Annotated in this window: 27 protein-coding genes and 1 pseudogene; 18 read left to right on the forward strand and 10 right to left on the reverse strand. The window is 70.9% G+C overall.

The window, feature by feature from the left end:
- Positions 1–44 precede the first annotated feature (44 nt).
- The 5 genes from OG928_RS44145 (at position 45) to OG928_RS44165 (ending at position 4307) form a co-directional block, all read left to right on the forward strand.
- A complete protein-coding gene (locus OG928_RS44145) occupies positions 45–617 on the forward strand; it encodes a hypothetical protein (RefSeq protein ID WP_331767661.1) in 573 nt (190 codons plus the stop codon).
- On the forward strand, positions 614–1774 hold the full coding sequence (locus tag OG928_RS44150; RefSeq protein WP_331767662.1) for an efflux RND transporter periplasmic adaptor subunit: 1161 nt from the start codon (positions 614–616) through the stop codon (positions 1772–1774). Before OG928_RS44145 ends, OG928_RS44150 begins: the two co-directional genes overlap by 4 nt.
- Positions 1771–2499 carry an ABC transporter ATP-binding protein gene (locus OG928_RS44155; protein ID WP_331767663.1) on the forward strand — a complete coding sequence of 243 codons (729 nt, stop codon included), beginning with the start codon at positions 1771–1773 and terminating at the stop codon, positions 2497–2499. The genes OG928_RS44150 and OG928_RS44155 overlap by 4 nt, the downstream gene beginning before the upstream one ends.
- Positions 2496–3704 carry an ABC transporter permease gene (locus OG928_RS44160; RefSeq protein WP_331767664.1) on the forward strand — a complete coding sequence of 403 codons (1209 nt, stop codon included), beginning with the start codon at positions 2496–2498 and terminating at the stop codon, positions 3702–3704. Before OG928_RS44155 ends, OG928_RS44160 begins: the two co-directional genes overlap by 4 nt.
- Before the next feature lie 126 nt (positions 3705–3830).
- Positions 3831–4307 carry a hypothetical protein gene (locus OG928_RS44165; protein WP_331767665.1) on the forward strand — a complete coding sequence of 159 codons (477 nt, stop codon included), beginning with the start codon at positions 3831–3833 and terminating at the stop codon, positions 4305–4307.
- A gap of 203 nt (positions 4308–4510) precedes the next feature.
- On the opposite strand, the gene OG928_RS44170 is transcribed toward OG928_RS44165, so the two are convergent.
- Complete coding sequence (locus OG928_RS44170) at positions 4511–5686, reverse strand: DUF6596 domain-containing protein (RefSeq protein WP_331767666.1); 1176 nt, start codon at positions 5684–5686, stop codon at positions 4511–4513.
- A gap of 5 nt (positions 5687–5691) precedes the next feature.
- Positions 5692–6099, reverse strand: coding sequence for a YciI family protein (locus OG928_RS44175; RefSeq protein ID WP_331768329.1), 408 nt, complete (start codon positions 6097–6099; stop codon positions 5692–5694).
- A 439-nt stretch (positions 6100–6538) separates the two neighbouring features.
- Here OG928_RS44175 and OG928_RS44180 point away from each other — a divergent pair, with 439 nt between their 5' ends.
- The 3 genes from OG928_RS44180 (at position 6539) to OG928_RS44190 (ending at position 9774) form a co-directional block, all read left to right on the forward strand.
- On the forward strand, positions 6539–7798 hold the full coding sequence (locus OG928_RS44180; RefSeq protein ID WP_406291849.1) for a sensor domain-containing protein: 1260 nt from the start codon (positions 6539–6541) through the stop codon (positions 7796–7798).
- Between the two features lie 53 nt (positions 7799–7851).
- Complete coding sequence (locus tag OG928_RS44185) at positions 7852–8496, forward strand: response regulator transcription factor (RefSeq protein ID WP_331768330.1); 645 nt, start codon at positions 7852–7854, stop codon at positions 8494–8496.
- Positions 8497–8985: 489 nt separating this feature from the next.
- Positions 8986–9774: a hypothetical protein gene (locus OG928_RS44190; protein WP_331767668.1), complete on the forward strand. Its 789-nt coding sequence runs from the start codon at positions 8986–8988 to the stop codon at positions 9772–9774.
- Positions 9775–10140: 366 nt separating this feature from the next.
- On the opposite strand, the gene OG928_RS44195 is transcribed toward OG928_RS44190, so the two are convergent.
- Positions 10141–10905 (reverse strand): LuxR family transcriptional regulator, encoded by a 765-nt coding sequence (locus OG928_RS44195; RefSeq protein ID WP_331767669.1) that lies wholly within the window; start codon positions 10903–10905, stop codon positions 10141–10143.
- A gap of 67 nt (positions 10906–10972) precedes the next feature.
- Positions 10973–11200: a hypothetical protein gene (locus OG928_RS44200; protein ID WP_331767670.1), complete on the reverse strand. Its 228-nt coding sequence runs from the start codon at positions 11198–11200 to the stop codon at positions 10973–10975.
- On the opposite strand from OG928_RS44200, the gene OG928_RS44205 reads away from it, so the two are divergent.
- Together OG928_RS44205 and OG928_RS44210 are read left to right on the forward strand one after the other, a co-directional pair.
- Positions 11201–11836, forward strand: a complete 636-nt coding sequence (locus OG928_RS44205) for a TetR/AcrR family transcriptional regulator (RefSeq protein WP_406291852.1) — start codon at positions 11201–11203, stop codon at positions 11834–11836.
- A 370-nt stretch (positions 11837–12206) separates the two neighbouring features.
- Positions 12207–12572, forward strand: a complete 366-nt coding sequence (locus tag OG928_RS44210) for a hypothetical protein (RefSeq protein ID WP_331767672.1) — start codon at positions 12207–12209, stop codon at positions 12570–12572.
- A gap of 124 nt (positions 12573–12696) precedes the next feature.
- Here OG928_RS44210 and OG928_RS44215 read toward each other — a convergent pair whose 3' ends face one another.
- Both OG928_RS44215 and OG928_RS44220 read right to left on the reverse strand, forming a co-directional pair.
- A complete protein-coding gene (locus OG928_RS44215) occupies positions 12697–13302 on the reverse strand; it encodes a serine hydrolase (protein WP_331768331.1) in 606 nt (201 codons plus the stop codon).
- A gap of 90 nt (positions 13303–13392) precedes the next feature.
- Complete coding sequence (locus tag OG928_RS44220; RefSeq protein WP_331767673.1) at positions 13393–14040, reverse strand: TetR/AcrR family transcriptional regulator; 648 nt, start codon at positions 14038–14040, stop codon at positions 13393–13395.
- Between the two features lie 174 nt (positions 14041–14214).
- Between OG928_RS44220 and OG928_RS44225 the strand changes: the two genes are divergently transcribed.
- From OG928_RS44225 to OG928_RS44235, 3 genes are all read left to right on the forward strand, one after another.
- Positions 14215–15771 (forward strand): long-chain fatty acid--CoA ligase, encoded by a 1557-nt coding sequence (locus OG928_RS44225; protein WP_331767674.1) that lies wholly within the window; start codon positions 14215–14217, stop codon positions 15769–15771.
- 38 nt (positions 15772–15809) lie between these two features.
- Positions 15810–17030, forward strand: a complete 1221-nt coding sequence (locus OG928_RS44230; RefSeq protein ID WP_331767675.1) for an acyl-CoA dehydrogenase family protein — start codon at positions 15810–15812, stop codon at positions 17028–17030.
- Between the two features lie 171 nt (positions 17031–17201).
- Positions 17202–17708 carry an MFS transporter gene (locus tag OG928_RS44235; RefSeq protein ID WP_331768332.1) on the forward strand — a complete coding sequence of 169 codons (507 nt, stop codon included), beginning with the start codon at positions 17202–17204 and terminating at the stop codon, positions 17706–17708.
- A 260-nt stretch (positions 17709–17968) separates the two neighbouring features.
- Here the strand turns inward: OG928_RS44235 and OG928_RS44240 are convergent, their stop codons facing one another.
- Together OG928_RS44240 and OG928_RS44245 are read right to left on the reverse strand one after the other, a co-directional pair.
- Positions 17969–19099 carry a protein-L-isoaspartate(D-aspartate) O-methyltransferase gene (locus OG928_RS44240; protein WP_331767676.1) on the reverse strand — a complete coding sequence of 377 codons (1131 nt, stop codon included), beginning with the start codon at positions 19097–19099 and terminating at the stop codon, positions 17969–17971.
- Positions 19096–19218 carry a hypothetical protein gene (locus OG928_RS44245; protein WP_331767677.1) on the reverse strand — a complete coding sequence of 41 codons (123 nt, stop codon included), beginning with the start codon at positions 19216–19218 and terminating at the stop codon, positions 19096–19098. The genes OG928_RS44240 and OG928_RS44245 overlap by 4 nt, the downstream gene beginning before the upstream one ends.
- Before the next feature lie 190 nt (positions 19219–19408).
- On the opposite strand from OG928_RS44245, the gene OG928_RS44250 reads away from it, so the two are divergent.
- A complete protein-coding gene (locus OG928_RS44250) occupies positions 19409–20368 on the forward strand; it encodes a nitronate monooxygenase (protein WP_331767678.1) in 960 nt (319 codons plus the stop codon).
- Between the two features lie 325 nt (positions 20369–20693).
- Here OG928_RS44250 and OG928_RS44255 read toward each other — a convergent pair.
- Together OG928_RS44255 and OG928_RS44260 are read right to left on the reverse strand one after the other, a co-directional pair.
- A pseudogene (locus tag OG928_RS44255) lies at positions 20694–20813 on the reverse strand (DUF4259 domain-containing protein); the annotation flags it as partial.
- A gap of 181 nt (positions 20814–20994) precedes the next feature.
- Complete coding sequence (locus tag OG928_RS44260) at positions 20995–21957, reverse strand: RNA polymerase sigma-70 factor (protein ID WP_406291856.1); 963 nt, start codon at positions 21955–21957, stop codon at positions 20995–20997.
- Positions 21958–22157: 200 nt separating this feature from the next.
- Here OG928_RS44260 and OG928_RS44265 point away from each other — a divergent pair, with 200 nt between their 5' ends.
- The 4 genes from OG928_RS44265 (at position 22158) to OG928_RS44280 (ending at position 26450) form a co-directional block, all read left to right on the forward strand.
- Entirely contained in the window at positions 22158–22643 is a 486-nt protein-coding gene (locus OG928_RS44265; protein ID WP_331767680.1) for a carboxymuconolactone decarboxylase family protein, read from the forward strand.
- Between the two features lie 381 nt (positions 22644–23024).
- On the forward strand, positions 23025–23402 hold the full coding sequence (locus OG928_RS44270) for a DUF4132 domain-containing protein (protein WP_331767681.1): 378 nt from the start codon (positions 23025–23027) through the stop codon (positions 23400–23402).
- 64 nt (positions 23403–23466) lie between these two features.
- A complete protein-coding gene (locus OG928_RS44275) occupies positions 23467–23679 on the forward strand; it encodes a hypothetical protein (RefSeq protein WP_331767682.1) in 213 nt (70 codons plus the stop codon).
- Positions 23676–26450 (forward strand): hypothetical protein, encoded by a 2775-nt coding sequence (locus OG928_RS44280; protein ID WP_331767683.1) that lies wholly within the window; start codon positions 23676–23678, stop codon positions 26448–26450. Before OG928_RS44275 ends, OG928_RS44280 begins: the two co-directional genes overlap by 4 nt.
- Positions 26451–26501 lie beyond the last annotated feature (51 nt).

The raw sequence follows: 26501 nt of genomic DNA on the forward strand, positions 1-26501 counted from the left end.
GGCCGCCGGCGAACGGTCCACGTTCAGCGACACGAGGAGACGACATGCGACGATCGAAAAGCTTCGAGCACACCGGTGGGCGAGGGCGTCCCCAACGGGCTTTCGCCGCAGCGGTGTTCGCGGTGATCGCGGCGATGGCGACCGGTTGCGTCGGCGAAAGCGGCGACGGGTCGCGCGCGAAGTCCGGGCAGAGCGCGTCCGCCGGCCCGCGCGACGTTCGCTCCGCCGCGGTGTACTTCAGCACTTGCATGCGCGAGCGCGGTTACGACCTCAAGGACCCGGAGTTCGACGACCAGGGGCTGCCGCGGATCGATGAGCAGGGCAAACGCGGCGAGCCGCAATACGAGAAGGCGCGGCAGGAGTGCCGCAAGCCGCTGGACGCCGCCGTGCAGGCCCAAGGTGTCCAAGGCAAGAACTCCGCGGATCTCCTGCCGTTCACCCGCTGCATGCGCGAGCACGGCGTCGACATCCCCGACCCGAGCCCGGAGCAGGGAAATGCCCTGCGTCTGGACAAGCAGACCATGAGTTCCCCCGCGTGGAAGGTCTCCCTGGACACGTGCCGAGGCCAACTCCCGCCCGCCTACGCGGGCATGTTCGACAACCTGGGGGCCAAGTGACCTCCGACGGCGTCTCGATCCGTCGCCACCGGCGTCGCGCCGCTCGGGTGTGCGCGGTCGCGATCGCGGCGTCCGCCGTCGGCGGCATCGCGTGGTTCCTGATCCTCGGACCCGAACGCGGCACCGACGACCGCCCCGCGCGCGTTGCGCGGACATCGCCCACGAAGACGGTCACGCGAGGGGACCTGGTCGCCACGTTCCGGACCAACGGTCGACTCGGCTACGCCGGCACCTACCGGATCGTGGGCGGTCGGGCCGGAACCGTGACGTGGGTGCCCCGCCCGGGGCAGGTGATCGAGCGCGGGCACTCCGTGTACGCCCTCGACCAGCGCCCGGTGCCGCTGATGTTCGGCGGCGTGCCCTTCTATCGGGACCTGAGCCCGGGATCCGAGGGCGCCGACGTGCGCCAGTTGGAGGAGAACCTTCTCGCCTTGGGGTTCACGACGGCGGACGAACTGCGGGTGGACGAGGCGTACACGACGACCACCGCCCGGGTCGTCGAACGCTGGCAGCACGCGTTGGGCGTCGACGAGACGGGGTCGCTCGCCGCGGGCGACGCGGTGGTCGCTCCCGGCGCGCTCCGGGTGGGCGCGGTCGAACCGCTCGTGGGCCAAAGCACGCAGCGGGGTCAGGCCGTGGTCGCCGGCACCGGTACCGGGCACAGCGTCCGGGTCGACGTCCCCGTGGAGCGGCGCTCCTTCGTGCGCGAGGGGCAGTCGGTGTCGATCCTGCTGCCCGGCAGCCGTACGGTGCGAGGACGCGTCGACTTCGTCGGTACCGCCGCCGATCCGGTGTCCGCCGGCACCGGCGACGGTGCTCCGTCCGCGAACCGGGCCGCCACGCCCGGGTGCCAGGGCGCGGCGTGCGGCGGACAGGTCGCCGTCGAGATCGCGGTGACCGCGAGCGAGTCCGAACTGGGCGGCCTCACCGAGGGATCGGCGTCGGTCACCTTCGCCGCCGACACCCGACGCGACGTACTCAGTGTTCCGGTGGAGGCGCTGACCGCGAGCCCCGAAGGCGGCTTCGCCGTAACCGTCGTGGATGCGAGCGGACAGCGATCCGTCCCGGTACAGACAGGGCTGTTCGCCTCCGGACGGGTGGAGGTGTCGGGCCCGGGCATCGACGTCGGGATTCGAGTGCAGGTGCCGACACCGTGAACACATCCGCACCCGCGCCCGCGCCCGCACCCGGACCCGTGCTCGAACTGGTCGGCGTCACCCGCCGGCACGGCGACCTGGAGATCCTGCACGCGGTGGATCTGACCCTGCACGCCGGCGAACTCGTCGCCATCGTCGGCCCCTCGGGCTCCGGCAAGACCACGATGCTCCAGATCATGGGCACGCTCGACCGACCCACCTCGGGCTCCGTGCACGTGGACGGCCGCGACGTCACCCGCATGAACGACCGGGAACTGTCGGCCCTGCGGGCCCACCGAATCGGCTTCGTCTTCCAACAGTTCTTCCTCACCCAGGCCTTCACCGCCCTGGACAACGTCGCGACCGGTCTGCTGTACACCGGCCTGCCCGCACGGCAGCGCCGCGCACGCGCCGCCGAGGCCCTGGAACGGGTCGGACTGAGCCACCGGGCCGGGCACCGACCCGGCCAACTCTCCGGCGGCGAATGCCAACGTGTCGCCGTCGCCCGTGCCCTGGTGGGCCGTCCCGCCCTGCTGCTCGCCGACGAGCCGACCGGCAACCTCGACAGCAGGGCCGGCTCGGACATCGTCGCGCTGCTGCACACGTTGCACGGCGAAGGCGTCACCATCGCCGTGATCACCCACGACGCGGACCTCGCCGCCCGGCTGCCGCGTCGGCTGCGGATCCGCGACGGAGCGATCGAGGCGGACGAACGCGACCGACCCAGCGGGGGAGTGCGCCCGTGACACGGACCGCGACGCGCCTTCCGAAGGCCCGCGTACGAACCGCCGACATCCTGCCGCTGGGCCTGATCGGCATGCGCGGCAGACCCGTGCGGGCGGTACTCTCCGGCCTGGGCATCGCACTGGGCATCGCCTGTGTGGTGGCGGTGTTGGGGATCTCGGCGTCCAGCCAGGCGCGCCTGCTCGCCCGGATCGACGCGCTGGGCACCAACCTGCTCACCGTGCAGCCCGGTCCGACCGTGACCGGCGACCGGGTCGGCCTCCCGGTCACCGCGCCCGCGATGATCGGACGCCTGCCCGGCGTGCGCGAGGTGGCGTACATCGGCGCGGTCGACGGGGCCGTCTACCGCAACGACCACATCGCCGCGGCGGCCACCGGCGGCCTGACCATCCGCGCCTCCAGCCTCAACCTCCCCGACACACTGCAACTGACCGTGGTCTCGGGTACGTGGCTCAACCCGGCCACAGAGCGATACTCGACCGCGGTGCTGGGCGCGGTCGCCGCCCGCCGACTCGGTGTCACCGAGGCCCGCGACGGCCCGCAGGTGTACCTGGCCGGCCAGTGGTTCACCGTGGTCGGAGTGCTCGCCCCGTCCGCCTTGGACCCCGCGCTGGACGCCTCGGCACTGGTCGGGTTCCCGGTGGCCGTCGAACGGTTGGGCTCGGAGGGGCGGCCGACCAAAATCTACGAGCGCTCGGACGACGACGCGGTCACCACGCTTGTCCGGCAACTGCCGCCGACGGCCGACCCCGCCGAGCCGAGCGCGGTCACCGTCAGCCGGCCCTCCGACGCCCTGGTGGCCCGAGCCGCCGCGCAGAGCGTGCACACGAGCCTGTTCATCGGGCTGGGCGCGGTGGCCCTGATCGTGGGCAGCGTGGGCATCGCCAACGTGATGGTGATCGGAGTGCTGGAACGGCGCGGTGAAATCGGCCTGCGCCGGTCCCTGGGAGCCACGCGCCGCCATGTGCGCACCCAGTTCCTGACCGAATCGGTGCTCGTGTCTCTCGCGGGAGGTTGCGCGGGAGCCGTGCTCGGTGCCGCCTCCACGGCGGGCTACGCGGCGTACCGGGCCTGGCCGGTGGTCGTTCCCGGAGCCGCCGTCACGGGCAGCCTGGTGGCCGGCCTGGTCGCCGGCATCGTCGCGGGCATCTACCCGGCCGTCCGCGCGGCCCGAATGTCCCCGACGGAGGCCCTGCGCGCCGTATGACCGAGCACCCACCCGGACCGGCTCACGCCGCGGCGTGAGCCGGTCCGGATCGGCCGGCGACGTGCCGGCCCCGGTCGCGGGGGGAAATCGGGTGCCGTCGCGAGGTGTTTGGGGCAGGATGCGGCCGTGGCATTCGATCCCGAACTCCTCGGCCTCTGGGACAGCGGCCCGTACGACCTGGGTTCCATGGAGAACAGCCAGGTCGCGTTCCTGGCGGACGGCGACGGTTGGACGCTGTGGCACAACGCGGCGGGCGGCCAGTCGGTCGCCGCGTTCCGCTGGTCCTGTCCTGAGCCCAACACGCTGGTGATGCGCGAGAAGTGGAGCGCGGAGGGTGTGTGGCGCGGCGAGGAACCGGCGGGGTGGCGGACGCTGTCCCTGTCCGACGGGCCGCCTGCCGTGACCCGCTACTGGGTCAACCCGGTCACCGTCGTCCGGGGCATGGGCCCCTTCGTGGGGGTGAGGTTCCGCGATCCGGTCGAGGGCACCCGCGGCTACAAGCTCCTGGAGCGCACGGTGACCGCCCAGGACTGCCCGGCGTACGAGCTGGTCGCCGCCCCCCTCCCACCACAGATCCGCGCGGCAACCACGACCGGCCCGTGACCGCCGCACCCACCGCACGCACCGCGCGACCGTGTTGCGTTCGGCAACAGGTCCGCCGTCCGGCCGCCGTGGGCGTGCTCAGTGGGCAGGTTCGCTGCTCGTGTCGGGCTGTGTGAGGATGCGTCGGAGCCAGCGGGAACGGGCGTCGCGGGCGTCCTGGCTGAGAGTTGCCCGCGCGTCGGTGGACGCCTGTCGCCCGCCGCTCAACTGCGCAGCTGTGCGTTGAGTCGTGCGGCCTGTCGCGTGAGGTGGTCGCGTTCGGGGAGGCTGGGCGCCGATCGGGCGGCTTCGGCGTAGAGCCGTGCCGCGGTCACCGGGTCACCGTCATGCTCGTGTAGGTACGCCGCGACGGCGGTGTGGCGGGGCAGGGTGGGGTCGAGCTCGGCCAGGGCGGCCAGGCCGGCCCGCGGGCCGTCGGCCTCGCCGACCGCGACGGCCCGGTTGAGGCGGGCCACCGGGCTGTCGGTGAGGCGCACCAGTTCGTCGTACCACTCGACGATCTGCACCCAGTCGGTCTCCTCGGCCGTCCGGGCGTCGGCGTGGAGCGCGGCGATGGCGGCCTGGGCCTGGAACTCGCCCAGGCGGTCGCGGGTGAGGGCGGCTTGGAGCACGTCGACGCCCTCGGCGATCAGGCGGGTGTTCCACAGGCCGCGGTCCTGCTCGGCAAGAGGCACGAGCCTGCCGTCGGGGCCGGTCCGTGCCGGGCGCCGTGCGTGGTGGAGCAGCATGAGTGCGAGCAGGCCCGCGACCTCCTCGTGGTTGGTCTTGACCGCCAGTTGGCGAGTGAGCCGGATCGCCTCGCCGGCGAGGTCGACGTCGCCGGAGTAGCCCTCGTTGAAGACCAGGTAGAGCACACGCAACACCGTGGCGACGTCACCGGGTTGGTTGAACCGGACGCCCGAGACGGTCCGCTTGGCCCGGCTGATCCGCTGGGCCATGGTCGCCTCCGGCACGAGGTAGGCCCGCGCGATCTGACGCGTGGTCAGGCCGCCGACCGCGCGCAGCGTGAGCGCGACGGCCGAAGCCGGTGTCAGGGACGGGTGCGCGCACAGGAAGTACAGCTGGAGCGTGTCGTCCACCCCCTCGACCGGGCCGGGCGCCGGCTCGACCTCGACGCGTACCTCGCGGTGCCGTCGGGAGGTGCCGGCGCGGGCGGCGTCGAGGAACTTGCGCCAGGCCACGGTGACCAGCCAGCCCTTGGGGTCGCGGATGGGCCATTCCCCGCTCGAAGAGCTTGGGGAAGAGTCGTCCGGCCATACGCGCACGGCCTCGATCAGGGCGTCCTGTACGGCATTCTCGGCCGCCGCGAAGTCGGCTCCGCGACGGACGAGGATCCCGATCACGGTGGGGGTGAGGGTCCGCAGCAGGGCCTCGTCCACGTGCGTCACTCCGTGATGGTCGAGGGCGCGCCCAGGAACGGGCGTACCTCGAGCCACTCGTGGATCGGCTTCCCACCCGCACCCGGAGCCGCGGACAACTCGCCGGCCAGCTCGAGTGCGCGCTCGTAGGTCTCGACGTCGATCACCATCCAGCCGGCGATCACGTCCTTGGTCTCCGCGAACGGGCCGTCGGTGACCGGCGGCCGGCCCTCGCCGTCGTAGCGGACGAACGTGCCCTCGGGGGAGAGCGCCTGACCGTCGACGAACTCGCCGGTGCCCTCGAGCCGAGCGGCGAAATCCTCCATGTACCGCACGTGGGTCGAATGCTCCTCCGGCGTCCACTGGTCCATCGGCACGTCGTTGACCGATGCCGGCGCGCCCCGGTAGTGCTTGAGCAGCAGGTACTTGGCCATCATGTCCTCCTTGGTGCGGTGCGGCCCATTGTGGCCGTGTTCACTGCGGGGACGAAGCCGCGCGCGGGTTCTCGACATCCCACCGCGATAATTTTTGGCGGACTTTCGAAGACTCCGCGCGCTCCGAGGCGCCAGGGACGGGCACGGGGAGCCGCCTCGCGTCCGAGGCGCGAAGGGCACGGTGGTGAGCCGGAACCGGCCTCTGGCTCAAGTGGCGTGCTCACGCCCGGAGTTTCGGGCGGCACCTCGCTCCGGGCATCGGCAGCGTGGCGGCGGTGGTCGAGCGCCCAGGCGGCTTCGAATGCCACTGGAACGGCCATCGGAAGCTGTTCCGCAGCCGTAATAGCTTTGGGCCATGACCAAGTCGCTCTCCTCCGCGGTCCGGGGTCGGTGGTGGCCGGGCACGGGGGGTCTCTCCCGCACAGGGCGTCAAACGCTCGTGCGGTCGCTCTACTTGCTCACCGCGCCGGTGACCGCTGCGGCTGGGGTCCTGGCGGTACTCGGCGGAGTGTTTGCCGCAACGGTCGGATTGCTGCTGCTGCCCGGAGGTTCGCCGGTCGTGGCCTGCGCTCTGGCACCGGCGCGGTGGTGCGCCGACCTGGAACGGTGGCGGATCGCCAAGGTGCTTCCCCCGGCCCCCGGGGTCGAACGCGTTGACCTGTGGCCGAGGCTGAAAGGGCGAGCCGCCGCGCCGGCTCCCGGGCCGTGGCTCGACGCGGCCCACGCAGTGGTGGTGCTGCCTGTCGTCCTGGTCACGTCAGCGGTGACCGCGCTCTGGTGGTTCGTCGGTCTCGCGTGCGCCACGTGCGCCCTGCGCTACCCGTACGCGCCGCCCGAGTCGCTGCGGCCCCTGTCCCTGAACGCGGGCAGTGCCGAATCGCACGTCACCGTGAGCCTCGGGCTGTTGTCGCCGACCGATCGGGTCGCCTTCGGGACCACAGTCGGCCTGCTGCTGCTGTTCACCCTGCCGCTGGTGACCCGGGCGTGCGCTACGGCCCAGGCCGGGCTGGGGCAGGCGCTGCTCTCCGACGCGTCCGCGTTGCACCGCAGGATCAGCGGGCTGGAGCAGGAGCGGGACACCGCCCGTGCGCAGACCGTCGCCGCGGTGACGGCCGAGGCGACCGCACTGCGCCGACTCGAGCGCGACATCCACGACGGCCCCCAACAACGACTGGTCCGCCTGGCGATGGAACTGGGGCGGGCCCAGCACTACCTCGACAGCAGGCCGGAGACCGTCCGGGCGGCCCTCGCCGACGCGATGGTCCAGGCCCAGGAGGCGCTGGACGAATTGCGGGCGCTGTCGCGCGGCATCGCCCCGCCGATCCTCGTCGACCGCGGTCTGCACGAGGCGCTCACCGCCCTGGCCGCGCGCTCCACCGTCCCCGCCGAACTCGATACCGTTCCCCTGAGCCGTCGGCTGGACGCCGGCGTCGAGACAGCCGCGTACTTCGTGATCGCGGAGACCCTGACCAACGTGGCCAAGCACAGCCACGCGCACCGGTGTTCGATCGGACTACGCCACAGTGAGGGAACCTTGAGGGTTTGGGTGACGGACGACGGGGTGGGCGGCGCGGCGCCGGCCAAGGGACACGGACTGCGGGGTCTGGACGAGCGGTTGCACGCTGTCGGCGGTCACCTGCGGGTCAGCAGTCCCTCCGGAGGCCCGACGACGATCACCGCCGTGCTGCCGTGCTGCTGACCCCGCACGAAGGAGCGCCCGAACCGTCACCGGACCCCGCAGTCCGCGGTTCGCTGCGGATCGTCGTGGCCGACGACTCGGTGCTGCTGCGCGAGGGCCTGGTCCGCCTGCTCGTCGAGGACGGCCACCAGGTGGTGGACGCGGTCGGTGACGGCCCCTCCCTGGTCGAGGCGGTCCTCGAACACCGTCCGGACGTGTCGATCGTCGATGTGCGGATGCCGCCGACCCACACGGACGAGGGCCTGCGCGCGGCGACCACCGCCCGATCGCACCTGCCCGGAGCCCCCATGCTGATCCTCAGCCAGTACGTGGAGGCGTCCTACGCCGGCGACCTGCTCGCGGACGGCTCCGGCGCGGTCGGGTACCTCCTCAAGGACCGGGTCGCCAGGATCGAGGAGTTCCTGGACGCGCTGGACCGGGTCGCCCACGGCGCGACGGTACTCGACCCCCAGGTCATCGCCCAACTGCTGGCGGAGCGGCGCCGGGACAGCGCTGTGAGCACACTGACCGTACGGGAACGGCAGATCCTGGCGCTGATGGCCGAGGGCTGCTCCAATACGGCCGTCGCCCGGCAGTTGACGGTCTCCGCCAGCGCGGTGGAGAAGCACATCGGCAACATCTTCGCCAAGCTCGGCCTGCTGCCCGACGACGCCCGGCACCGCCGGGTACTCGCCGTCCTGACCTACCTCAGAGGCTGACGACGGCCCGCTTCCACCGCATGTGACCCTCGGAGCGTTGCCTGGGGGCCTGCTTGTCCTTCCCGGGGGTGTGGACAGCCACACCTCCGGGTGTCCGGCCTGCTCCGGTGACCGTGCGGCGCTGGTGCGGAACGGTGGTCGGCATGACAGCAGCACCACACATCACGGGTCCGCGGCAGCAGGCCCGGACACGCCGCAGTGCCCGCTTCATCGTGACGGCGGCCTTCCTGCCCGCGGCCGGGACACCGCCCCCTCGCCGTCGGCCCCGTCCCTCCCTTCGCCGGCGATCGGGTCCTCCAGCCGGGAGCGGGTCGCGTGGCTGAGCCGGTCCAGCACGCCGCGCCGAACCCCTCAACCGGCGAACCGGCAGGTCGGCGCGCCGTCCACACACTCGATCGAGCCGAAGGAACCTCCTTGCGCAGTCCCGCAGCCCCGTCGCGATCCGCAGGTATCCCCGGTCGCGCACTCGCCATCCTCGCCGCCCTCGCTGTGGCCCTCGTCGCCGCTCTCTTCGTCGTCCCGCCCACGCTGGCGGAGAGTGGGTCGGCCGGCGGCTCCGTCGATCAGGGCAACCTCGGCAAAGCCTTCCGCGAGGCGTTCGTCGAGTATTGGAGTTCCGGCGACCGGGACTTCTCCCCGGGCTTGGAGAGGGTCGTCGATTACTGGTTCCGTTTCCACGTGGTCAAGGCCGTGATCGCGGCGATCCTGCTGATCGTGCTCGTTGCGCTCGGCGTTCTTCTCTGGAGGGCGTTCCTGAGGGCTTGCGGTCTCGGGGCGGGAAGTCGGGCCGCCCTCGGGTCGGCGGGCGTTCTCGTCACGATGCTCGCGCTGTTCGCGTTGGTGACGATGGCGGCCAACGTCCAGGGTGCCGTAGCGCCCTTCGCCTCGCTGTTGTCGATGCTGCCGACCGGCGCAGCCGATGGGGAACTCGCCGTCACGATCGGTCAAATCAGGCAGCGACTGGCGGCCCCCTCGAACGCGGGTGACCAGAGCCCGCCTGCCCTCGACGTGATGATCAGCGACTTTGCTCGGTATCACCTGGCGATGGCCGTGATTGCCGCGATCGTGGCGGTCGTCCTCATCGGCATGAGCGTGGTGTTGTGGAGGAAGTTTGCGCGAACGGAGTCGTCCGACCGGCGAACGAGGCGCGTGTTGGGGTCGTTCGGTGCTCTCTCGGTGGTGTCGTCGCTGGTCGTGATCGTCGTCGTGGTGGTGAACACCGCCACCGCGGCAGACTCGAGGCCGGCGCTCTCGGCCTTGCTCGATGGCGGATGGTGACGCACCTCGTGGGCGATCGGCAGCACGCTTGCCGGCGAGGACACCTCTGAAGATCGGCGGATTACCGTTCGATCAACGAATCGGCTGCGCCTGATCGCACAGCGAGCCGAGTTCTCCGCAACGAGAAGCAACCGCACCTCCGGCACAAATCGGTCCGACCATGCGTCGTGCACAGATCACCACGTGCCGGGGTGTGCGCGGTGCATCGCCTCCGGACCGGAGGAGCCCGCGCGCGAGCCGCGGTACTCCTACCCCGACGAGATCATCGAGCCGTCGGGATTGGTGCCACAGCAAGATGTGACGGCGACCCGACGCGGTCCCGGGCGGCCCGAGGCCGTGTCCACGACATCCGTCGCGCCGGTTCGATCACACGTCGTTCGAACCGTCCGCCGTGTGGGTGTCATTGCCCGGGGGCGGAGTGTCCAGACCCGCCCGGACGATGAGGACGCCAAGATGGGTGCGGCTGGTGCCGCCGAGCGTCCGGGTCAGTTTCCGGATGCGGTCGTCGCAGACGCGCATACTGACACCGAGTCGTTTCGCGATCGCCTCGTCGCTGTGGCCCTCCGCCAACAGGGCGGCGACAAGGTGTTCCTCCCGGGTCGGGCCGTCTCCGCGGAACGTGGTCGGGTGGGGGTCGGCCAAGGGCGTTCCCAGGCGCCAGAAGGACTCGAAGACGGCGTGCAGGTAGTCGATCGGCGCGGGCTGCCTCAGCACCAGGACGCGCCCACCCTTGGCGGCGGCCGGGACGAAGGCGACGGTGTGGTCGAAGACCAACATCTCCGGGACCTCGGTGCCGAGCGCGTCGAGGCTGCGAACCGTCACGGTGTCGTCCACCTGACGGACGAAGTCGTGGAGATCGGCCCGGGGCCTGCGCGCGTAGAGAACGCGTGCCCGGGCACCGCGGCGGTGCAGGTCGAACGCGTGTGAGAGGGCGCCGGCGAGCGGCGTGTGTACGGGCCTTCGTGGGGCCGCTGCCGCGGGTGTTCCGCCCGACTGAAGGGCGAGCATCTCGGTCGTGCATTCGGCGATCGCCGCGTTCAGCGCCGCACCGATGTGGGGCCCCTTGAGCACTGTGATGGCCTCGCTCGCTGCCGTCGATCCCATGCCGTCAGCCCCCTGTTCGATGATCATTGTCCCGCTCGTTCCGGCATTCCCAAGTCACGCCGCCCGGGCATCGGCCCCGGAGCGGTTCATCCGGTCACGGGTGGGTGGTCCGCGAGGATCCGCCGCGCGATCTCGATCGAGCGGAGAGGTCGAGGTCCTTGGCCCGGGTGTCGGCCCCGGCCTGGACCGGCGCGGCGAAGCCGCCGCTGCCCGGGCCGCCTTCGTCGTCCCCCGCCGTGGCTGGGGTGGGTGTGGCGATGAGTAGGGTTGTGGCGAGTGCGGCGGTGGCCGTGAGCCCGGTGGTGGTGCGCTTGATGGTCACGTGGTTTCCTTCCTTGTGAGAATTGCGGTTCTCATCGAGGTTAGGGCGTGGATCGAGCGTTCTGGGAGGGGAGAACCAGCCATGCGAGAAGACGAGTTCTCACTGGTGGTCGAGGTTGCCGACGAGTTGTTCTACGACCACGGTGTGCATGCGGTGACGATGCAACGCATTCGGGACGCGTCGGGGGTGCCGCTCAAGAACCTGTATCGGATGTTCCCGTCGAAGAACGATCTGTTGGCGGCCTGTCTGAGGCGGCGGGACGGGATTGCGCGCGAGGCCGTCCACGCCTTTGTGGACCGGAGTGCCGATCCGGTCGAACGTGTGTTGGCGATCTTCGATTTCCTCGACGACTGGTTTCGTCGGCCGGGTTTTCACGGGTGTGTCTTCGCGGGGGCGTTCGGGGAGGTGGGGGCCGCGGCGCCCGTGGTGGTGGATGTGGTCCAGGATCACAAGCGGGGGCTGTTGGAGTTGTTCACCGGCTTGGTGGAGCAGTTCGGCGTCGCCGATCCGGCCAAGGTCGCGGCGCAGTTGGCGGTGTTGTTCGACGGGGCGATGGCGGTGGCCACGTTCACGGGGAACGCGGACGCGGCACGGGACGCCCGATCGGCGGCGCGGGCCGTACTCGAAGCGCTGTAACGCACGCGAGGCCACGACGCGCCGACCGACCGACGCCGGCCGAAAATCGCCGGTCCTTCACCATCGACGCCGCCAACCCCCAAGATCGGCGCAGTCCGCTTGATCCAAGCGCAGCCCGGTATGGCACATCCTCGACCTCACTCGCAAAGGCCGAGACGACTGGCACGCAGCACTCAGCTACTAGGCATTCGGGCGTGTCTTCATCCCTCGACGAGCGGCGAAACACTTCCCGCTGGGCGGGAAGTACAGGATCCGACGCAGGTTGCCGGCCTCGCCGATCACCACAGAAAGCCGGACGCACACGCTTTGTGCGGCTAAGGGCTGCGGATTCGAGGCCAATGGTGAGCGGTCGGCCCGTTAGCCTGCGGTTATGGCGTCGATCAGACTGAACAACGACACCGCCGCGCCGCTCGGGATCTGGATCGAGCCGTGGGGCACCGACCACTGGATGAAGCCTCAAGAGATTTTCACGGTCGTGGCCGACGATCCCCAGGATCCGCCGGCCGGCGACGTGCCCTTCGATGTGGTCTTCCACGAGCAGGGCGTCAGCGTCCACGTGAACCTCGCCTACCAGGCCACGGTTTACGACGGATCGGGAGCCGAGGTGCACTGCGGGCACCAACGCCCCCTCGAAGTCATGTGCGCCTGGATCGAGTCGGCCGAGGTGGCCGAGGACGGGCGCGGTGCGCTCACCTCCGTCGAAGCCGCGGCGCGGGAAGCCCGAGAAAGCCAGTAGGGGGAGGGCAGTTGCGATCCACCGGGTGCAGGTGACCGCATCCGAGCACCTGACGCGCACCGACTCCACCCCGCGCCGAGGTTGAAAGACAAGCGCCGAACGCCGGCCTGTGGAGGCCGTCGCGTCAAGCCGCGGCGTTGAGGTGTTCGCCGATCCGGATGAATGCCTGGACGAGGGGCGCGGGCGGGACGGCGGGTGACATCACCTGCGATGCGTAGTGGGCGATGACGAGTTCGAGGGATGGGGAGACGAACAGCCGTTGGCCGTGGATGCCGCCGGCCATGAAGGACTGGTAAGGGTCGTTCAGGACCCACCACAGGTCGTGGTACGAGAGCGTCGCGGGCGTGGTGGCGGGTGCGGCCGGGAAGCGGACGCGCTTCGGATATCCGTCGGGCACGCCGGTTGCGATCGTTGATGCGATGGCGCTGGGGATGATCTGTCGGTCACCGACAGCGCCGCCGCAGCGGATCATCTCGCCGAGGCGGGCGATGTCGCGCAGTGTTGCGCTGAACCCGCCGCAGGCGGCCTCGACGCCTTGGGAGTCGAGGGTGTAATACGCGTCCTCGTCCATGCCGAGCCGGGACCACGGCAGGTCGCTGAGCAGGTTGGAGGTGCTGGTGCCGGTGATGGCGCGCAGTACCTCGGCAAGGGCTTCGACGTTGCCGTTCTCGTACCGGAACGCGGTTCCCGGTGTGCCGGTGGCCCGTGCCGTCGACAGATGTTCGCGGATGGTGGTCGGGCCGGTGTAGCCGTACGAGTGACGTTACCTTACACGATGTCTGGAAACCGTGGCAGACGATCCGGCGGTGACCAGTCGCGATCAGGCGTCCGCCGCGGGCGCCGTGCCGGACGAGTCGAACGCGCCCGGCGCATCCGAGGGGGCCAGGCCCGAGGCCCAGACGCGGCCGTACACCGACAGGTCCCGCAGGTGGGCGGTGATCTCCGCGGCGCTGTAGCCGGTGTCGTTCTCGACCCACCAGGTCAGCACGCCGATCAGTTCGCCGGTCCAGGTCCGGGCCACGATGTCGAGGGGCACGCGGGGGGTGACGCCGTGCTGGGCGGCGCGTTCGCGGAAGACCTGTTCGACCCGGTTGCACAGGATCGCGGTGAACTCCCGCAGCGCGCGGCCGTCGCCTTCGCCGCGGAGGATGACGCGGTAGACGTCCCGTTCCTGTTCGGCGTGTTCGAAGATGTACCGCACCGGCAGGCCGGTGAAGCCCCGGGCCTGGGCCTGCGCGACCGCCGGCAGCAGCTGTTCGCGGTCCTCGGCCAGGTCGCGGACGATGCCGACGAGCAGGTCGTCCTTGTCTCGGTAGTGCGCGTAGAACGTCGCGCGGGCGACGTCCGCCCGCGCGGTGATCTCCTCGACCGTGATCGCCTGGAAGCCCTTCTCGAGGACCAGGTCGACGAGGGCTGAGCGCAGTGCGCGTCGGGAACGGCGGACGCGGCGGTCCTGGGCGGGCTTCATGGCCGGGCTCATCTCTTTCGTTCGCGAACCGTTGACGTGGGGGCTTCGCCATATTACGTTGCCGGACACCAAAGACGTTTCCAGACTCCATGTTCATTGACGGGAATTTGGAAGCGCTGACCAGGAACGATGACGGCCGCAGGGCGGCCGTCATCACGCGGCAATGGAGTCCCGATGAATCTTGGCCGGTACGTGCGCCGGACGAGCTGCCACCAGCCCGATGCGGAAGCCGTCGTCTGCGGCGGCACGCGGATGAGTTACGCGGAGCTCGACGAAAACAGCGACCGGCTGGCCGTCGCGTTGCGCGCATCGGGTCTGCGGCGCGGCGACCGGGTGGCGACCCTCGCCGCGAACCGCGCCGAGCTCGTGGTCACCGAAGTCGCCTTGTACAAGTCCGGCCTGGCGCGAGTGCCCGTCAACGCCCGGCTGGGCGTCGGCGAAGTCGCGCACCTGCTGCGCGAGTCCGGCGCGCGCGTGCTGCTGACCGATGCGGCGCACCTGGATACGGCACGCGAGGCGCTGCCCGGGACCGAGGTGACCACCGTGTTCGGCTATGACGGCCCGAGCGACCTCGGCGAGGGCTACGGGGAAGCGCTCGGGGCAGCCGCCCGCGAACCCGTCGACGTCGACTGCGCCGCGGACGACATCGCCGTGCTGCACTTCACGTCGGGCTCCACGGGCAAGCTCAAGGCCGCGGTCCAGACCTACGGCAACAGGCTCGCGTTGCTGCGCAAGACGGTCATGAACCCGGAGACCCGGATCGGCCCCGGAGCGCGGCAGATCCTCGCCGGACCGGTGACCCACGCGTCCGGCATGCCGCTGATGGGGATCTTCTTCGCCGGCGGTTGCGCGGTGGTCATGCCGCGCTGGGACGCCGAGGCGTTCCTGGCCACGATCGAACGCGAGCGCGCGACGCACGCGTTCGTGGTGCCGACGATGATCAATACAGTGCTGGCGCTGCCGAACGCGGACCGGTACGACGTGTCCAGCCTGCGGCAGCTCGTCTACGGCGCCGCGCCCATGTCCGCCGCCCGCATCCGCGCCGCCTGGAACCGTTTCGGTCCCGTGCTGTCCCAGGGGTACGGCTGCGGCGAGACCACCTCGGGCGTGTTGTTCCTGTCGACCGACGACCATCGACGCGCGATCGACGGCGAGGACGAGGAACTGCTGCTGTCGTGTGGACGGGCGCTGGGCGAGGCCGAGGTCAGGATCGTCGACGACACCGGCGCCCAGGTGCCCGACGGCGAGATCGGTGAAATCACCGTCCGCGGCCCCGACGTCGTCGCCGGCTACTACAACGAGCCCGAACTGACCGCGGAGTCCTTCCCCGACGGATGGTTCCGCACCGGGGACCTGGCCCGCCGACGCGCGGACGGCTACGTCTTCATCATCGACCGCAAGAAGGACATGATCATCTCCGGCGCGTTCAACATCTACGCCGTCGAGGTCGAGGCGGTGCTGCACCAGCACCCGGATGTGTTCGAGGCGGCCGTGGTCGGCGTACCCGACCCCGACTGGGGCGAAGCCGTCAAGGCGGTCGTGGCCCTGCGCGACGGCGCCGCGCTGACCGAGGCGGATCTGATCGAGTTCTGCGCGTCCCGACTCGCCCGTATGAAGAAACCGCGCTCTGTGGAATTCGTCGACGCCCTGCCGCACAACCCCAACGGCAAGATCGACCGCCGCACGATCCGCGACCGCTTCTGGGCCGGCGCCACGCGCCGCGTCCACTGACCGGCCGACCCCCCACGCCACCGGCCAGGAGTACCGCCATGCCCTTCACCCTGCACCCCGACTACGACGACAACCCTCGCCTGCGCGACCTCGTGACGCGGCTCCGCGACTACCTGAACGGCGAACTCGCCGACTACGAACGCGACTTGGGGCTGACCCAAGAATCCCGCTACACCCGCGCGACCCTTGAACCCGTGTGGCGGCGCAGTCGCGAACTCGGCTTCTACGGCGTCCACTTGCCTGCGGAGCACGGTGGCCAAGGACTCACCTACACCGAACTCGCCGCCTTGAAGGAGGAGGTCGGCGCCTCCGGCCGGGTCCTCCAGCACAGCGTGCTGGGCGACATGGGCGGGCCACTGCGCGCCGGCTCCATCCTCCAACACGCCACCGAGGAACAGCTGCACCGCTACCTGCTGCCGGTGATCCGCGGCGAACGAGCATGCTGCTTCTCGCTCACCGAGACCGACGCCGGGTCGGACGTACGGGCCATGCGCACCACGGCCACCCCCGATGGCGAAGGCTGGCGCGTCACCGGCCACAAGGTGTTCTCCTCCGCCGGACCGTTCGCCGACTTCTGCGTCCTGATCGCCCGGATGGCCGACTCTGCGCCCGACGCCGCCACCGACAACGCGGGCGCGAAGCCGGTCTTCTCCGCATTCCTGATCGACCTCGACGCTCCCGGGGTCACCGTTCTGGACGGCCAGACCCCGATGTCCGGCGAGCACATCGAAGCCGACATCCTCCTCGAAGACTGCTACATCGGCCCCGAGCAACTCCTCGGCCGGGTCGGCGACGGCCTGCGCATCGGACTGGGCCGTGTCACCGTCAACCGGCTGCTGCACTGCCCGACCGTGCTCGGCATGACCCGCCGCGCGCTCGAGCTGACCCTGGACTTCACCCGCACACGCCAGGTCGGCGGCGCCCCCCTGGGCGCGCTGCAGTCGATCCAGCACAAGCTCGCCGACATGGCCACGGCGTACTACGCGGCACGCGCCATGACGTACGACGCGCTCGCCGCCCTGGACGCCGGGGGACGCCCGAGTACCGAGGCGTTCATGTGCAAGCTCTTCGTCGCCGAAAACGCCTTCCGGATCGCCGACGAAGCCGTCCAGATCCATGGCAAAGCGGGCCTCGTCCGCGGCTCCGAACCCGAGTCACTGTTCCGCCGCCTGCGCATGTTCCGCGTCCTGACCGGCTCCTCGGAGATCCAGAAGAACGCCATCGCCGGGCGCCTCCTCCTCGGCGACACGCATTCCTGACGCGTCACCTTCCTGAGGCGTCACCTTCCTGACACGTCTTCTTCCCGACGCGTCACCGTCCTGACGGATCACCACCGCGCGGGTCGGGGAGCAACCCGCCCGGCTCCCCGCCCTCCCGCGCGGCGGTCCCAGCACGTCGCGCACCGTTTCCCCCGGCGGTGGCCCGCCGCCATCTGCGCGTTCGTCGGATCCGCGCTCGCCCCACGCATCGCCCGCAATACCAGCGCGCGCACGGTCCTGGTGCTCAGCGGCGCCTCCATGGCCGCGGGATTCCTCCTGTTGGCCCTCGCCCACACCGAGCCGTGGCAGTTCATCGTCTCGGACGTCCTCCTCGGCTTCGGCCTCGGCCTCGGTCTGAGCGTGCTGCCGGTGCTCGTCCTCGACGCCGGCAGCGCCGACCGCACCGGCGTGGACACCGGGATCTACAGCACCGCCAAAACCCTCGGCGGCAGTGTCTCCGGAGCGGTGTTCGCCGCCATCCTCACCGCCATGACCTTCAAAGGCGGCCGCTTCCCCACCGAAACCGCCTACGAGACGGTGTGGTGGATCTGCACCGCCATCGCCGTCCTCGTCGCAGCCGCAGCCGCGGCCGCTCTCGTCATTCCTGCCCCGACCGCGGCGCGCCCCCACACCGCTTCCGCGTCCACCGCACAGGGCAAAGCTGCCGGTACGGCGTAGCCGTCCGGCCGGGGCGACCCGGGCCGAAGGCGCCGTTGGGGCAGTGGTGGGTCCCGGATCGTCAGCCGCTGATTGGCCGGCGGGCCGGGCGGCTGGTGGGGTTCGGGTCGGGGTTCGACGAGGTCCGGGCGCGTCACGTGGTCTCGGACTTCCGCGAACTTGCGAACTTGCGAACCACGGGAGTACTCAGGACGAAGGGCCTCGACCGACCCGCAGGCGTCCTGCCGCCGCGCCGACACCGGAGCGCAGCGCACGCCTCTTCACATCCGCCAGCGTCTTCCCGGGGCGCCGGCCCAGGCCCATTGGGCGTCGGGTTCGACGGTGACGCCGAAGTCGTAGGCGTGGATCTCGGCGTCGTCCTGCCAGGCGAGGATCGCGGTGACCTCGTCCCACAGCCTTCTGGGACCACCCTGGACGGCGTGCCCGGCGTCGGGGGTGTCGTCGACCAGGGCCCAGGAGTCCTTGCCGTCGTGCAGCCACCACTTCGCGCCGCCCTTGCCGATGGCGCGGTGGACGTCGGGGAGCTTGAGTGCGAGCGCCTGGATGTGGTTGCCGTCCGCGGACACTCCGGCGAGGTGCCAGTCCACGGGATGGGTGTCGTGGTCCGGGTGCGCGGTTCGGATCTCCTCGAACACATCGTGCCCCGAGCCGCGTTGCCCGCGCAGCGGCATGAACGCCACGCTCTTGACGAACCGACCGCTCGCCGTCCCGTCGTCGCCGACGACCAGGCGCAGCAGGCTCCCGGACCCGAACGGCGGCGAGAAGGGCAGCACCAGGACCGCACCGGACTTGGCGTGTTCGACCCAGGTGTGGGGGAGGCGTCGGGTGACGGCGGCGGTGATGTGGACACGATCCCAGCGCCCGCCCGCGCCGGTGGCGGGGGCGCCGTCCTCGCCGTCGCCCGTGACCACCTCGACGGTGTTCGCGAAGGCGCCCAGACGCGCGCGGGCGGCGTCGGCGAGGGCCCGGTCGATCTCGACCGTCACCACACGCCCCGTCGGGCCGACGCGGTAGGCCAGCAGCGCGGCGGTCCACCCGGAACCGGTGCCCACCTCCCACACCCGCTGCCCCGGGTGTACGTCCAGCGCGGTCAGGAAGTTGACGACGGCGAGTCGGTCGCTGACCGAACTGGTCGCCACCTCACCGTGTTCGGCGTCCGCGCCGTCGTCGACCTGGGTGACCACCGGCCCGCGCCCACCCACGACCGCGGCCCAACCGGCGGGATCGGTGCGCCGGTCCACACGGGTGTAGAGGTCACCGTCGTCGCGCCAGATCACGTCGGGCACGAACGCCTCGCGCCGGACGGCGTTCATCGCTTCCCGCACCCACGGGGCGCCGGAGAACGCGCCCGCCGCGTCGAGCCGGCGCATCGCGTCCGCGTGGCCGGTCACGGCTTCTTGTGCTTGCCGCCGCCGGGCTTTTGCACGTCCGGGTTCTGCCCGTCCTGGTCCCGGGTCGGCTGCGGCTTGTCGTCCGGCTTCCCGTCGTTCGGCTTCTCGTGCTCACCCATGACGACCCTCTCGGATACCGACAGTAATCCGAGCATGGCGCGCCGAACCCTCCGAAGCAACACCCTCACCGACAACATGGCCCGTGCCGGCAGTCGTTCGGGTTGTGTCGGGTCAGTGGCGGGCGTGTGTCCTGGACCAAGTCATCCGGCTCACGAACTCGTCTGCCGGTGAAGGGTGATGATTGTTGTCATGACGTTGTCTACAGACTTCACAAGGTTGTTCGGTGTGCGGCACCCGATCGCCCTGGCGCCGATGGGCGGTTCGGCCGGTGGCGCGCTGGCCGCGGCCGTCTCCCGCAGTGGCGGGTTGGGGATGCTGGGCGCCGCGTACGGGGACCCGGAGTGGCTGGCACGTGAGGTGCCGATCGTCGCGGGCACCGAAAGGCCGTGGGGTGTCGGCTTCCTGACCTGGGGGATCGATGCCGCCGCGGTGGAGCTGGCGCTGAGCTACGGCCCCAGGGCGGTGATGCTGTCCTTCGGCGATCCGAGCCCGTACGTGGAGCAAGTACGCCGGGCCGGGGCCCTGTTGATCCTCCAGGTCACCGATCTGCAGGAGGCCGAGCGGGCCGTGGACCTGGGCGCCGACGTGATCGTGGCCCAGGGAACCGAGAGCGGTGGGCACGGCGCCCGGCGAGGGCGGTCCACCCTGCCGTTCGTGCCCGCGGTGGTGGATCTCGCAGCTCCGGTGCCGGTGCTGGCAGCCGGCGGGATCGCGGATGGCCGCGGGGTGGCCGCGGCTCTCGTGCTGGGTGCCTCCGGAGCCCTCATCGGCACCCGCTTCCAGGCCACCACCGAGGCCCTGGTCGATCCCTCGATCACCAAGGCGATCCTCGAAGGGCACGGACAGGACACCGAGCGCAGCACCGTGCTGGACATCGCCCGCGGCTCCCGGTGGCCGTCGCAGTACCCCGCCCGCACCCTCGGCCACCCCTACGTCGACCGATGGCGCGGCCGGGAGGCCGAACTCGCCGCCGATCCCCAAGCCCTTCAGGACTACCAGGACGACGTGGCACGCGGCGCGGTCCCCCCGCTGCCGGTCTGGGCCGGCGAGGCCGTCGACCTCATCACCGACCTGCCCTCCGCCGCCGACCTCGTCGGAGCCCTGGCAGCCCAGGCCGAGGACGCACTGGCCCAAGCGGGCAGACGCTGACCGAAGCGGTCTGCCAGGAGCGGTAGGTCCCGGCCGAGACGTCAAAACCGTGCCCGAGCCGAAGCCCAGGCCGGCTGACCAAGAGCCCCAGGAACCTTGCGGTCGATGCGGCAGTCTTCCAGTTTCGCTGCGCGGGGGATGGCGGTCGGGGGTCGTGGTCGGCCGGCGTTCGCGCCGGTAGGGGACTCCTACGTTACGTACGCCGCGTACGCCGCCAGGGCTGCCACGGTTGTGACAACCGCCGACACGTTCGCGGCTTCTTTGGTCAGCCGTATCCGAAGCAGGGTCTCGAGTCCCCGGTACATCAGGCCGCCACCGATAAGGTGGTGCGCTGGAGGACGCCTCGAATCAGGGTCTCGCGCTCTTCGGGCCCGGCATCGTCCAGTGTGTTGGAGAAGTCCGCGGCCGTGTCGTTGTCGAACGGGCCCGTATCCCAGGTCCCCACGTGTCTCCTCGCGTCGTTCCGGCGGGAGGATCCTCGCAGTTGCTCCCGACAGGGGTGGTCACGAAGCGAGGAGGACGCGTTTCCTGAGGAGTTGGAACCCCGCGGTTCTCTCTCGATCGCGCGGCGGCTGTTGCCCGCGGCAAGCAGCGCTTGCGATGACACGACGGAGGCGTTCCCGGGCTCAGCGGTGCAAGGGGGTCTCCCGCTCCATATGTGACAGCTTCGCGGGATTGCGCACGGCGTAGAGCCCGGTGATGAGGCCGTCGTCGATGCGCACCGCCATGACGGTGTCGATCTCGCCGTCGAGCCGGAGAATCAGCGCCGGGTAGCCGTTGACCTGCGCCGGCTGCAGCGATGCCGCGGCGGAGATTCTGCCCAGCACGTGGGCCACCTGGTCGGCCCCCACGACGGGCGCCGACGCGGCCTGTACGACTCCGCCACCGTCGGTCAAGGCGACGACGTCCGGCGCGAGGATGTCGAGCAGGCGTTGCAGATCGCCCGTTTCGATCGCCCGTTGGAACGCCTCGAGAGCGTTGTGGGTCTCGGCCGGGGAAACAATCCCGCGTGGTCGGCGCGCGGCGACGTGGGCCCGTGCCCGGTGGGCAATCTGGCGGACCGCGGCCGGGCTCTTGTCGACGGCTTCCGCAATCTCGTCGTAGCCCAGGTCGAACACCTCGCGCAGCACGAACACCGCCCGCTCGGTCGGCGCGAGCGTCTCCATCACCAGCAGCATCGCCATCGAGACGCTGTCGGCCAACTCGATGTCCTCGGCCACATCGGGCGCGGTCAGCAGCGGCTCGGGCAGCCAGGGGCCGACGTAGGACTCCTTGCGCCGGGCGAGCGTACGCAGCCGGCTCAGCGCCTGGCGAGTGGTGATTTGGACCAGGTACGCACGCGGCTCCCTCACCTCATCGAGATCGACGCCCACCCACCGCAGCCAGGTCTCCTGCAGGACGTCTTCGGCGTCGGCGCCCGAGCCGAGCATCTGGTAGGCGACGGTGAACAGCAGGCTGCGGTGGGCGACGAACGCCTCGGTGGCGGAATCCATGCGGCGGCCACGAGCAAGCGGCTCGGCTGCGTCCCTTGCCCGGTCCCCTACCCGGTCCCCTGCCCGGGCCATTGCTCGCTCGCTGCGCTCGCTCATCGCCGGCTCCCGCCTGTTCGCTCTCGTCTGCGCCATACGCACAAGACGCCGGCCCCGGCCGGTTTGTGACACCCACGACCGGTGGCGCACGTCACATCACCCGCGCTGTCACAAGGACCGGGTCGCCGGCATCTCGTGTTCGTCAGGACGCCGCGCGAACGATCCGCGCGGCACGCAACTCCCCGAGTGAGGACGAAGTCATGGGACCCCGTTTCGACTTGATGGCCAACGAGCTCGGCGCCAAGATCGCCAAGCGTTTCTACAACGTCAGCCTGGCGATCCAGCAGTCGCCGCTGCCCCAGGCCACCCAGGAGCTGGTGATGCTGCGCGCCAGCCAGATCAACGGCTGCGGTTTCTGCATCGATTACCACACCAAGGACGCCGCGGCCGCCGGGGAATCCTCGACCCGGCTCCACCTGGTCGCCGCCTGGCGCGAGTCCACCGTGTTCACCGAGGCCGAGCAGGCCGCGCTGGCGCTCGCCGATGAGGGCACCCGGCTCGCCGACGCCCACCGCGGTGTGTCCGACGAGACCTGGGCCCAGGTGCGCAAGCACTACGACGACGACCAGACCGCCGCACTGGTCTACCTGGTCGCCATGATCAACGCGGCCAACCGGCTCGGCGTGATCGTGCGCAACCCGGGGGGTTCCTACGAGCCCGGCAAGTTCACCGGTCTCGAGAGCTGACCGGCACGCGAATCGCGGCCCGGCCCGGGATCATCCGATCCGGGCCGGGCCCGCACATGAACGTTCGCGGCGACCGCGACCGCGACCGCGGCGGGCTCGGCGCGGACCGCGCCCGCCCTCCGGGCCGACCCGCCATCGGGCGGCCCGGTCGGTTGTCGGTGGGTGCTGTCACGGTCGACGGCATGACGACTCCCCTCGCGCGGGTGCCCGTGATTCCCGGCCACGAGCCGGCGTTGGACGGGACGGACCTGAGATGCCGGAAGACCGATGGCCAGGTCTTGAAATCCATCCCAAGTGCCGTACGGAGACATCCGGTCGGCAGGCAGTTCGCGGCGCTGCAGGAGCAGTTGGCTCGGCACGAGAAGGAGTGCCCGGGCCACCGTGGAGTCGTGGTTGCCGGCCGGGATCCCGATCCCCGCCCAGCTCCTCGCACGGGTGTGGCCGGATCCCGTCTGGCGGACCAGCCTGCGGCATCTGGTGGTGTCCGTCGACGGGCGGGTCGGGCTGTTGGAGAAGGTGTCCGAGGACGAGCGGGTGCACATACGGGAGGCGGACGGCGCGCTGTGTGGGCCGCCGATCGGGTCGCCTGTGACGCTGGTGCACCCCGTCCTGCTGGACGATCTCGGGCCGTGGCGGCGGCTTCTGGAGGAGCATGGGGCCACCCAGAGGGTCGAGCAGTTGAATCGTCGGGTTCATCGTCGGCGGGAGGGGGATCCCGAGGCACGGGGTAGAGGGGGAAGGGTACGCCGAGGAGATTGATTTCGCCCGGCTGCGCGCCATCGCGAACGGCTTTGCTGTGCGGGGCGGATTCGCTGTTCTGGCGATGACCGAGCGCGGCGTTACGGTGGAGGCGCGCTGCCGGCTGGGGAGCGACGAGTCCGGATCGTCCGGAGAGGCCGGGCGGCTCCAGTGGGTCGATGAAGCGGAACGGGCGGTCCCGCTCGGCGAGTTGGGGCCGGTGGCCTGGACCGAAGGCCGGCGGATGGCGGAACTGATTTACGGCGAAACCGATTCACGGGGGTCCGAAGACCGATGACACATGACCCGCATACGAGCCTCGGCGCGGACGCCGCGGCGGCTGCCGATACGGCGTCGGCGCTGACGGCGGGGCTGGCACCGGCCGGGAGGTCGGGCGGGGAGGACATCACCGCCCGACGCTACAGCCACCCGTTGCTGGGCGCGCGGCCCATGGTCCGGCTGACGGGGCAGACGGTCGCGCCCGTCGAGGACCGGATCCTGGCCGACGTCGGGTACTCCGCGCCGGTCGCGGTGGAGCCCGTGGCGGCCGGGCACCACCCGGAACTCCGTTATCCGGCCTGGGCGATGGTCCACGACCTCGCACACGCCGAGGTCGCGCTGTCCGCGGGCGTCGAGATGGCGCGGGCCGGGCGGCTGGTCGGCCCCCGGCCGGGTCCCGCGTTGGAGGAGTTCCAGCGGATCGCGGCGACGCTTCCCGACGACCACCTGCCGGTGTTCTGGGAGGAGGTCGGCCGGATGTTCATCGCTGCCGGGCGGGACAAACAGGGCGCGATGATGTTCGGCAGGGCGCGGGCCGCCGACCGGCACGCCACCATGGGCGTCGATCCGGCCCGGCGGCGCGCGGTGTTCCTGGAGTTCGCGCTGGCCGGAGCCCTGTCGGCCAAGGACATCAAGGCGTACGTCGGCGAGCTGTCCCAAGGGCCCGACCCGGTAGCGGCGTACCGCGAGCTGCGGGAGCTGGCCGTACGGCGGACGACGGGCGGGCTCGCGCCATGGCCCGCGATGCTCAAGCAGATCGGCGAACTAGCCAAGGCCGCGGGGCTGGACGTCGTCACCGCGCACCGGCTGCTGCTGGAGCGCCTGGTGGATACCCCGGCTCTGTGGCGGTCGGCGGACGGGTTCTGGACGGCGCAGCGCAAGCTGCTGGTGCCCGCGGTCGCCGCCTCCGTAGCGTTGAGGAAGCGGCTGCTGTGGCGGCTGACCGAGGTGCCGCCCTCTGAGATGGACACCTGGTGGTGCAGCCTGATCGAAGAGACCGGGGCGCTGGACGAACTCGCCGGTGACGCGGGGGAGTGGCTGTCCGCGATGCTCGGCCGGTACGTCGGGGCCTCATCGCCCTCGGTTCCCGACGGGTTGCTGCGGCTGCCGCCCCTGCTGGCGGACCGCATCCGGAAGGTGGGGACGCCGGTACGGTTCGGCTCCGGCGCGCCCGAGGACTACTGCAGCATCGACGCCGTCGCGCTGGTCCGCTGCCTGGACGCGGGGATCCCGGTGGTGGATCCGGGCCCGGGGGCGTCGTTGAGGAACTGGCAGGGGGCCGATGTCGATCTGCCGGCGCTGATCGATGACGAACGGTTCGGGCCGGTGCTGGTTCGGTCCGTTCCTCATGACGGGGGCGAATTCCGTGGGCTGTGGGGGAAGAAGGCCCTCCGGCCCGTCCTGCGCGCGATCGTCGACACCAAGGTCCGGTGCGCACGATCGGGCGGCCTGGCGGACGCGACCTTCGCGCTCCGCTGGATGGAGGACAACGTCCGCGGGGACATGCTGAACCAGACGCTCGACCTGCCTGCCCGGATCGCGCGGCTCGACATGGTGACGCCGCTGACCCGCACGCTGCGCGCGGGCATCCTGGACGAGCTGGGCTGGCCCGCCCTGGACGAGGCCGCCGCCGAGCTCACGGGCGAAAACTTCTGGGGCCGGGCGAGCTGGCCCGTCCTGACCGTCCACGACCGCAGGAAGGCCATCGCGATAGGGCCCGGCGGTCGCATCGCGGAGCACCGGCTGCGGGTGCCGAGCGAAGCCGCCCGATTCCACTACAGGCCCGAGGTCTACTTCTCCGACGGGCAGTTCCTTGTCCTGCACTACGTCAACGGCAGGCAGCGGCACTACTGGTCGGACGCACCGGACGAGGTCTTCGGCGTGCGGCCCCGGATGTGGGATTCGCTCCACTACGAACCGGATCGGCCCGGATACACCTTCATGGCGCCGAGCGGCCGGCGGTTCATGGGCCACCGGGTCCTCGGCCCCCGCGAGGAGCGGGTCGGCCCGAACGGCCATATGTTCCATGACGGCCGGGACTTCTGGTGGCACACCGGGGACGGTCGGGAATCGCAGGTGCACCGCGTCGACCCGGCGACCGGCGAGCTCGCCGAGGCCGGCCTGCCGGAGTTCTTCGACCCGTCCCTGCTCGGCGAGGACGAGCGATGGGACTTGGAATCCTCGTCCCTGGCGCCACTGCCGTACGGCGTCAAGGGGTCACCGCTGGGCAGCGATGGCACGCATGTGGGCTTGCGGGTCGCCGAGGACAGGGCGACCGGACAGGTCCGTTATCACCGCGTCGACGGGGTCCACGGCGCGCTCGACGGGGCGGGAATCACCGCCATTTGGGGTCTGCTCGACCTACCGGGCGCCGAGAAGCGGCTGGTGCTCAGCGGCGGTGTGGGCCTCTACAGCCCGGTGCTCGCCCGTGACGCCGAAACGGGTGACCTCTACTGGCAGGCGGAACTGAAGAACGACGGCTGGGTGGACAACGAGCCCGACCCGGTGGCCGCCGGGACCCGGCTCATACCGCCGCCCGCCTTCTGGCACTTCCTCACGCCGCGCGACCCTGCCGGATCGCGGGCCCTGCGGGAGATCACCGAGGACACCGTGCGGTGTCTGCTGAAGGCCGCGGCCACCTCTGAGGAAGCGCTGCGGACCGCCGTCGGGAAGCTGCTGCCCGAGGTCGGCCATCCGCTGCTCGCACGGGGCGTCGTCGGGTGCGTCCAGGCCGCCACCGCGATGATGTCCCACCGGGACCGGATCCTGACCCGGCTGAAGCGGCCCTAGAGCCTGTTCTGGGTTCCAATCTTCGGACTGGTTTTCCTGCGCGGGAGGGCG

It is taken from the genome of Embleya sp. NBC_00896, from assembly GCF_045207785.1.
Taxonomy (GTDB): Bacteria; Actinomycetota; Actinomycetes; order Streptomycetales; family Streptomycetaceae; genus Embleya.

What these genes read in the sequence shown, in the direction of transcription:
- OG928_RS44145 (WP_331767661.1), top strand. Translation starts at nt 45, where the DNA reads ATGCGACGATCGAAAAGCTTCGAGCACACCGGTGGGCGAGGGCGTCCC.
- OG928_RS44175 (WP_331768329.1), bottom strand. Translation starts at nt 6,099, where the DNA reads ATGGCCAAGTACCTGCTGCTCAAGCACTACCGGGGCGCGCCGGCATCG.
- OG928_RS44195 (WP_331767669.1), bottom strand. Translation starts at nt 10,905, where the DNA reads ATGATCATCGAACAGGGGGCTGACGGCATGGGATCGACGGCAGCGAGC.
- OG928_RS44210 (WP_331767672.1), top strand. Translation starts at nt 12,207, where the DNA reads ATGGCGTCGATCAGACTGAACAACGACACCGCCGCGCCGCTCGGGATC.
- OG928_RS44220 (WP_331767673.1), bottom strand. Translation starts at nt 14,040, where the DNA reads ATGAAGCCCGCCCAGGACCGCCGCGTCCGCCGTTCCCGACGCGCACTG.
- OG928_RS44225 (WP_331767674.1), top strand. Translation starts at nt 14,215, where the DNA reads ATGAATCTTGGCCGGTACGTGCGCCGGACGAGCTGCCACCAGCCCGAT.
- OG928_RS44230 (WP_331767675.1), top strand. Translation starts at nt 15,810, where the DNA reads ATGCCCTTCACCCTGCACCCCGACTACGACGACAACCCTCGCCTGCGC.
- OG928_RS44245 (WP_331767677.1), bottom strand. Translation starts at nt 19,218, where the DNA reads ATGGGTGAGCACGAGAAGCCGAACGACGGGAAGCCGGACGACAAGCCG.
- OG928_RS44250 (WP_331767678.1), top strand. Translation starts at nt 19,409, where the DNA reads ATGACGTTGTCTACAGACTTCACAAGGTTGTTCGGTGTGCGGCACCCG.
- OG928_RS44260 (WP_406291856.1), bottom strand. Translation starts at nt 21,957, where the DNA reads ATGAGCGAGCGCAGCGAGCGAGCAATGGCCCGGGCAGGGGACCGGGTA.
- OG928_RS44265 (WP_331767680.1), top strand. Translation starts at nt 22,158, where the DNA reads ATGGGACCCCGTTTCGACTTGATGGCCAACGAGCTCGGCGCCAAGATC.
- OG928_RS44275 (WP_331767682.1), top strand. Translation starts at nt 23,467, where the DNA reads ATGACCGAGCGCGGCGTTACGGTGGAGGCGCGCTGCCGGCTGGGGAGC.
- OG928_RS44280 (WP_331767683.1), top strand. Translation starts at nt 23,676, where the DNA reads ATGACACATGACCCGCATACGAGCCTCGGCGCGGACGCCGCGGCGGCT.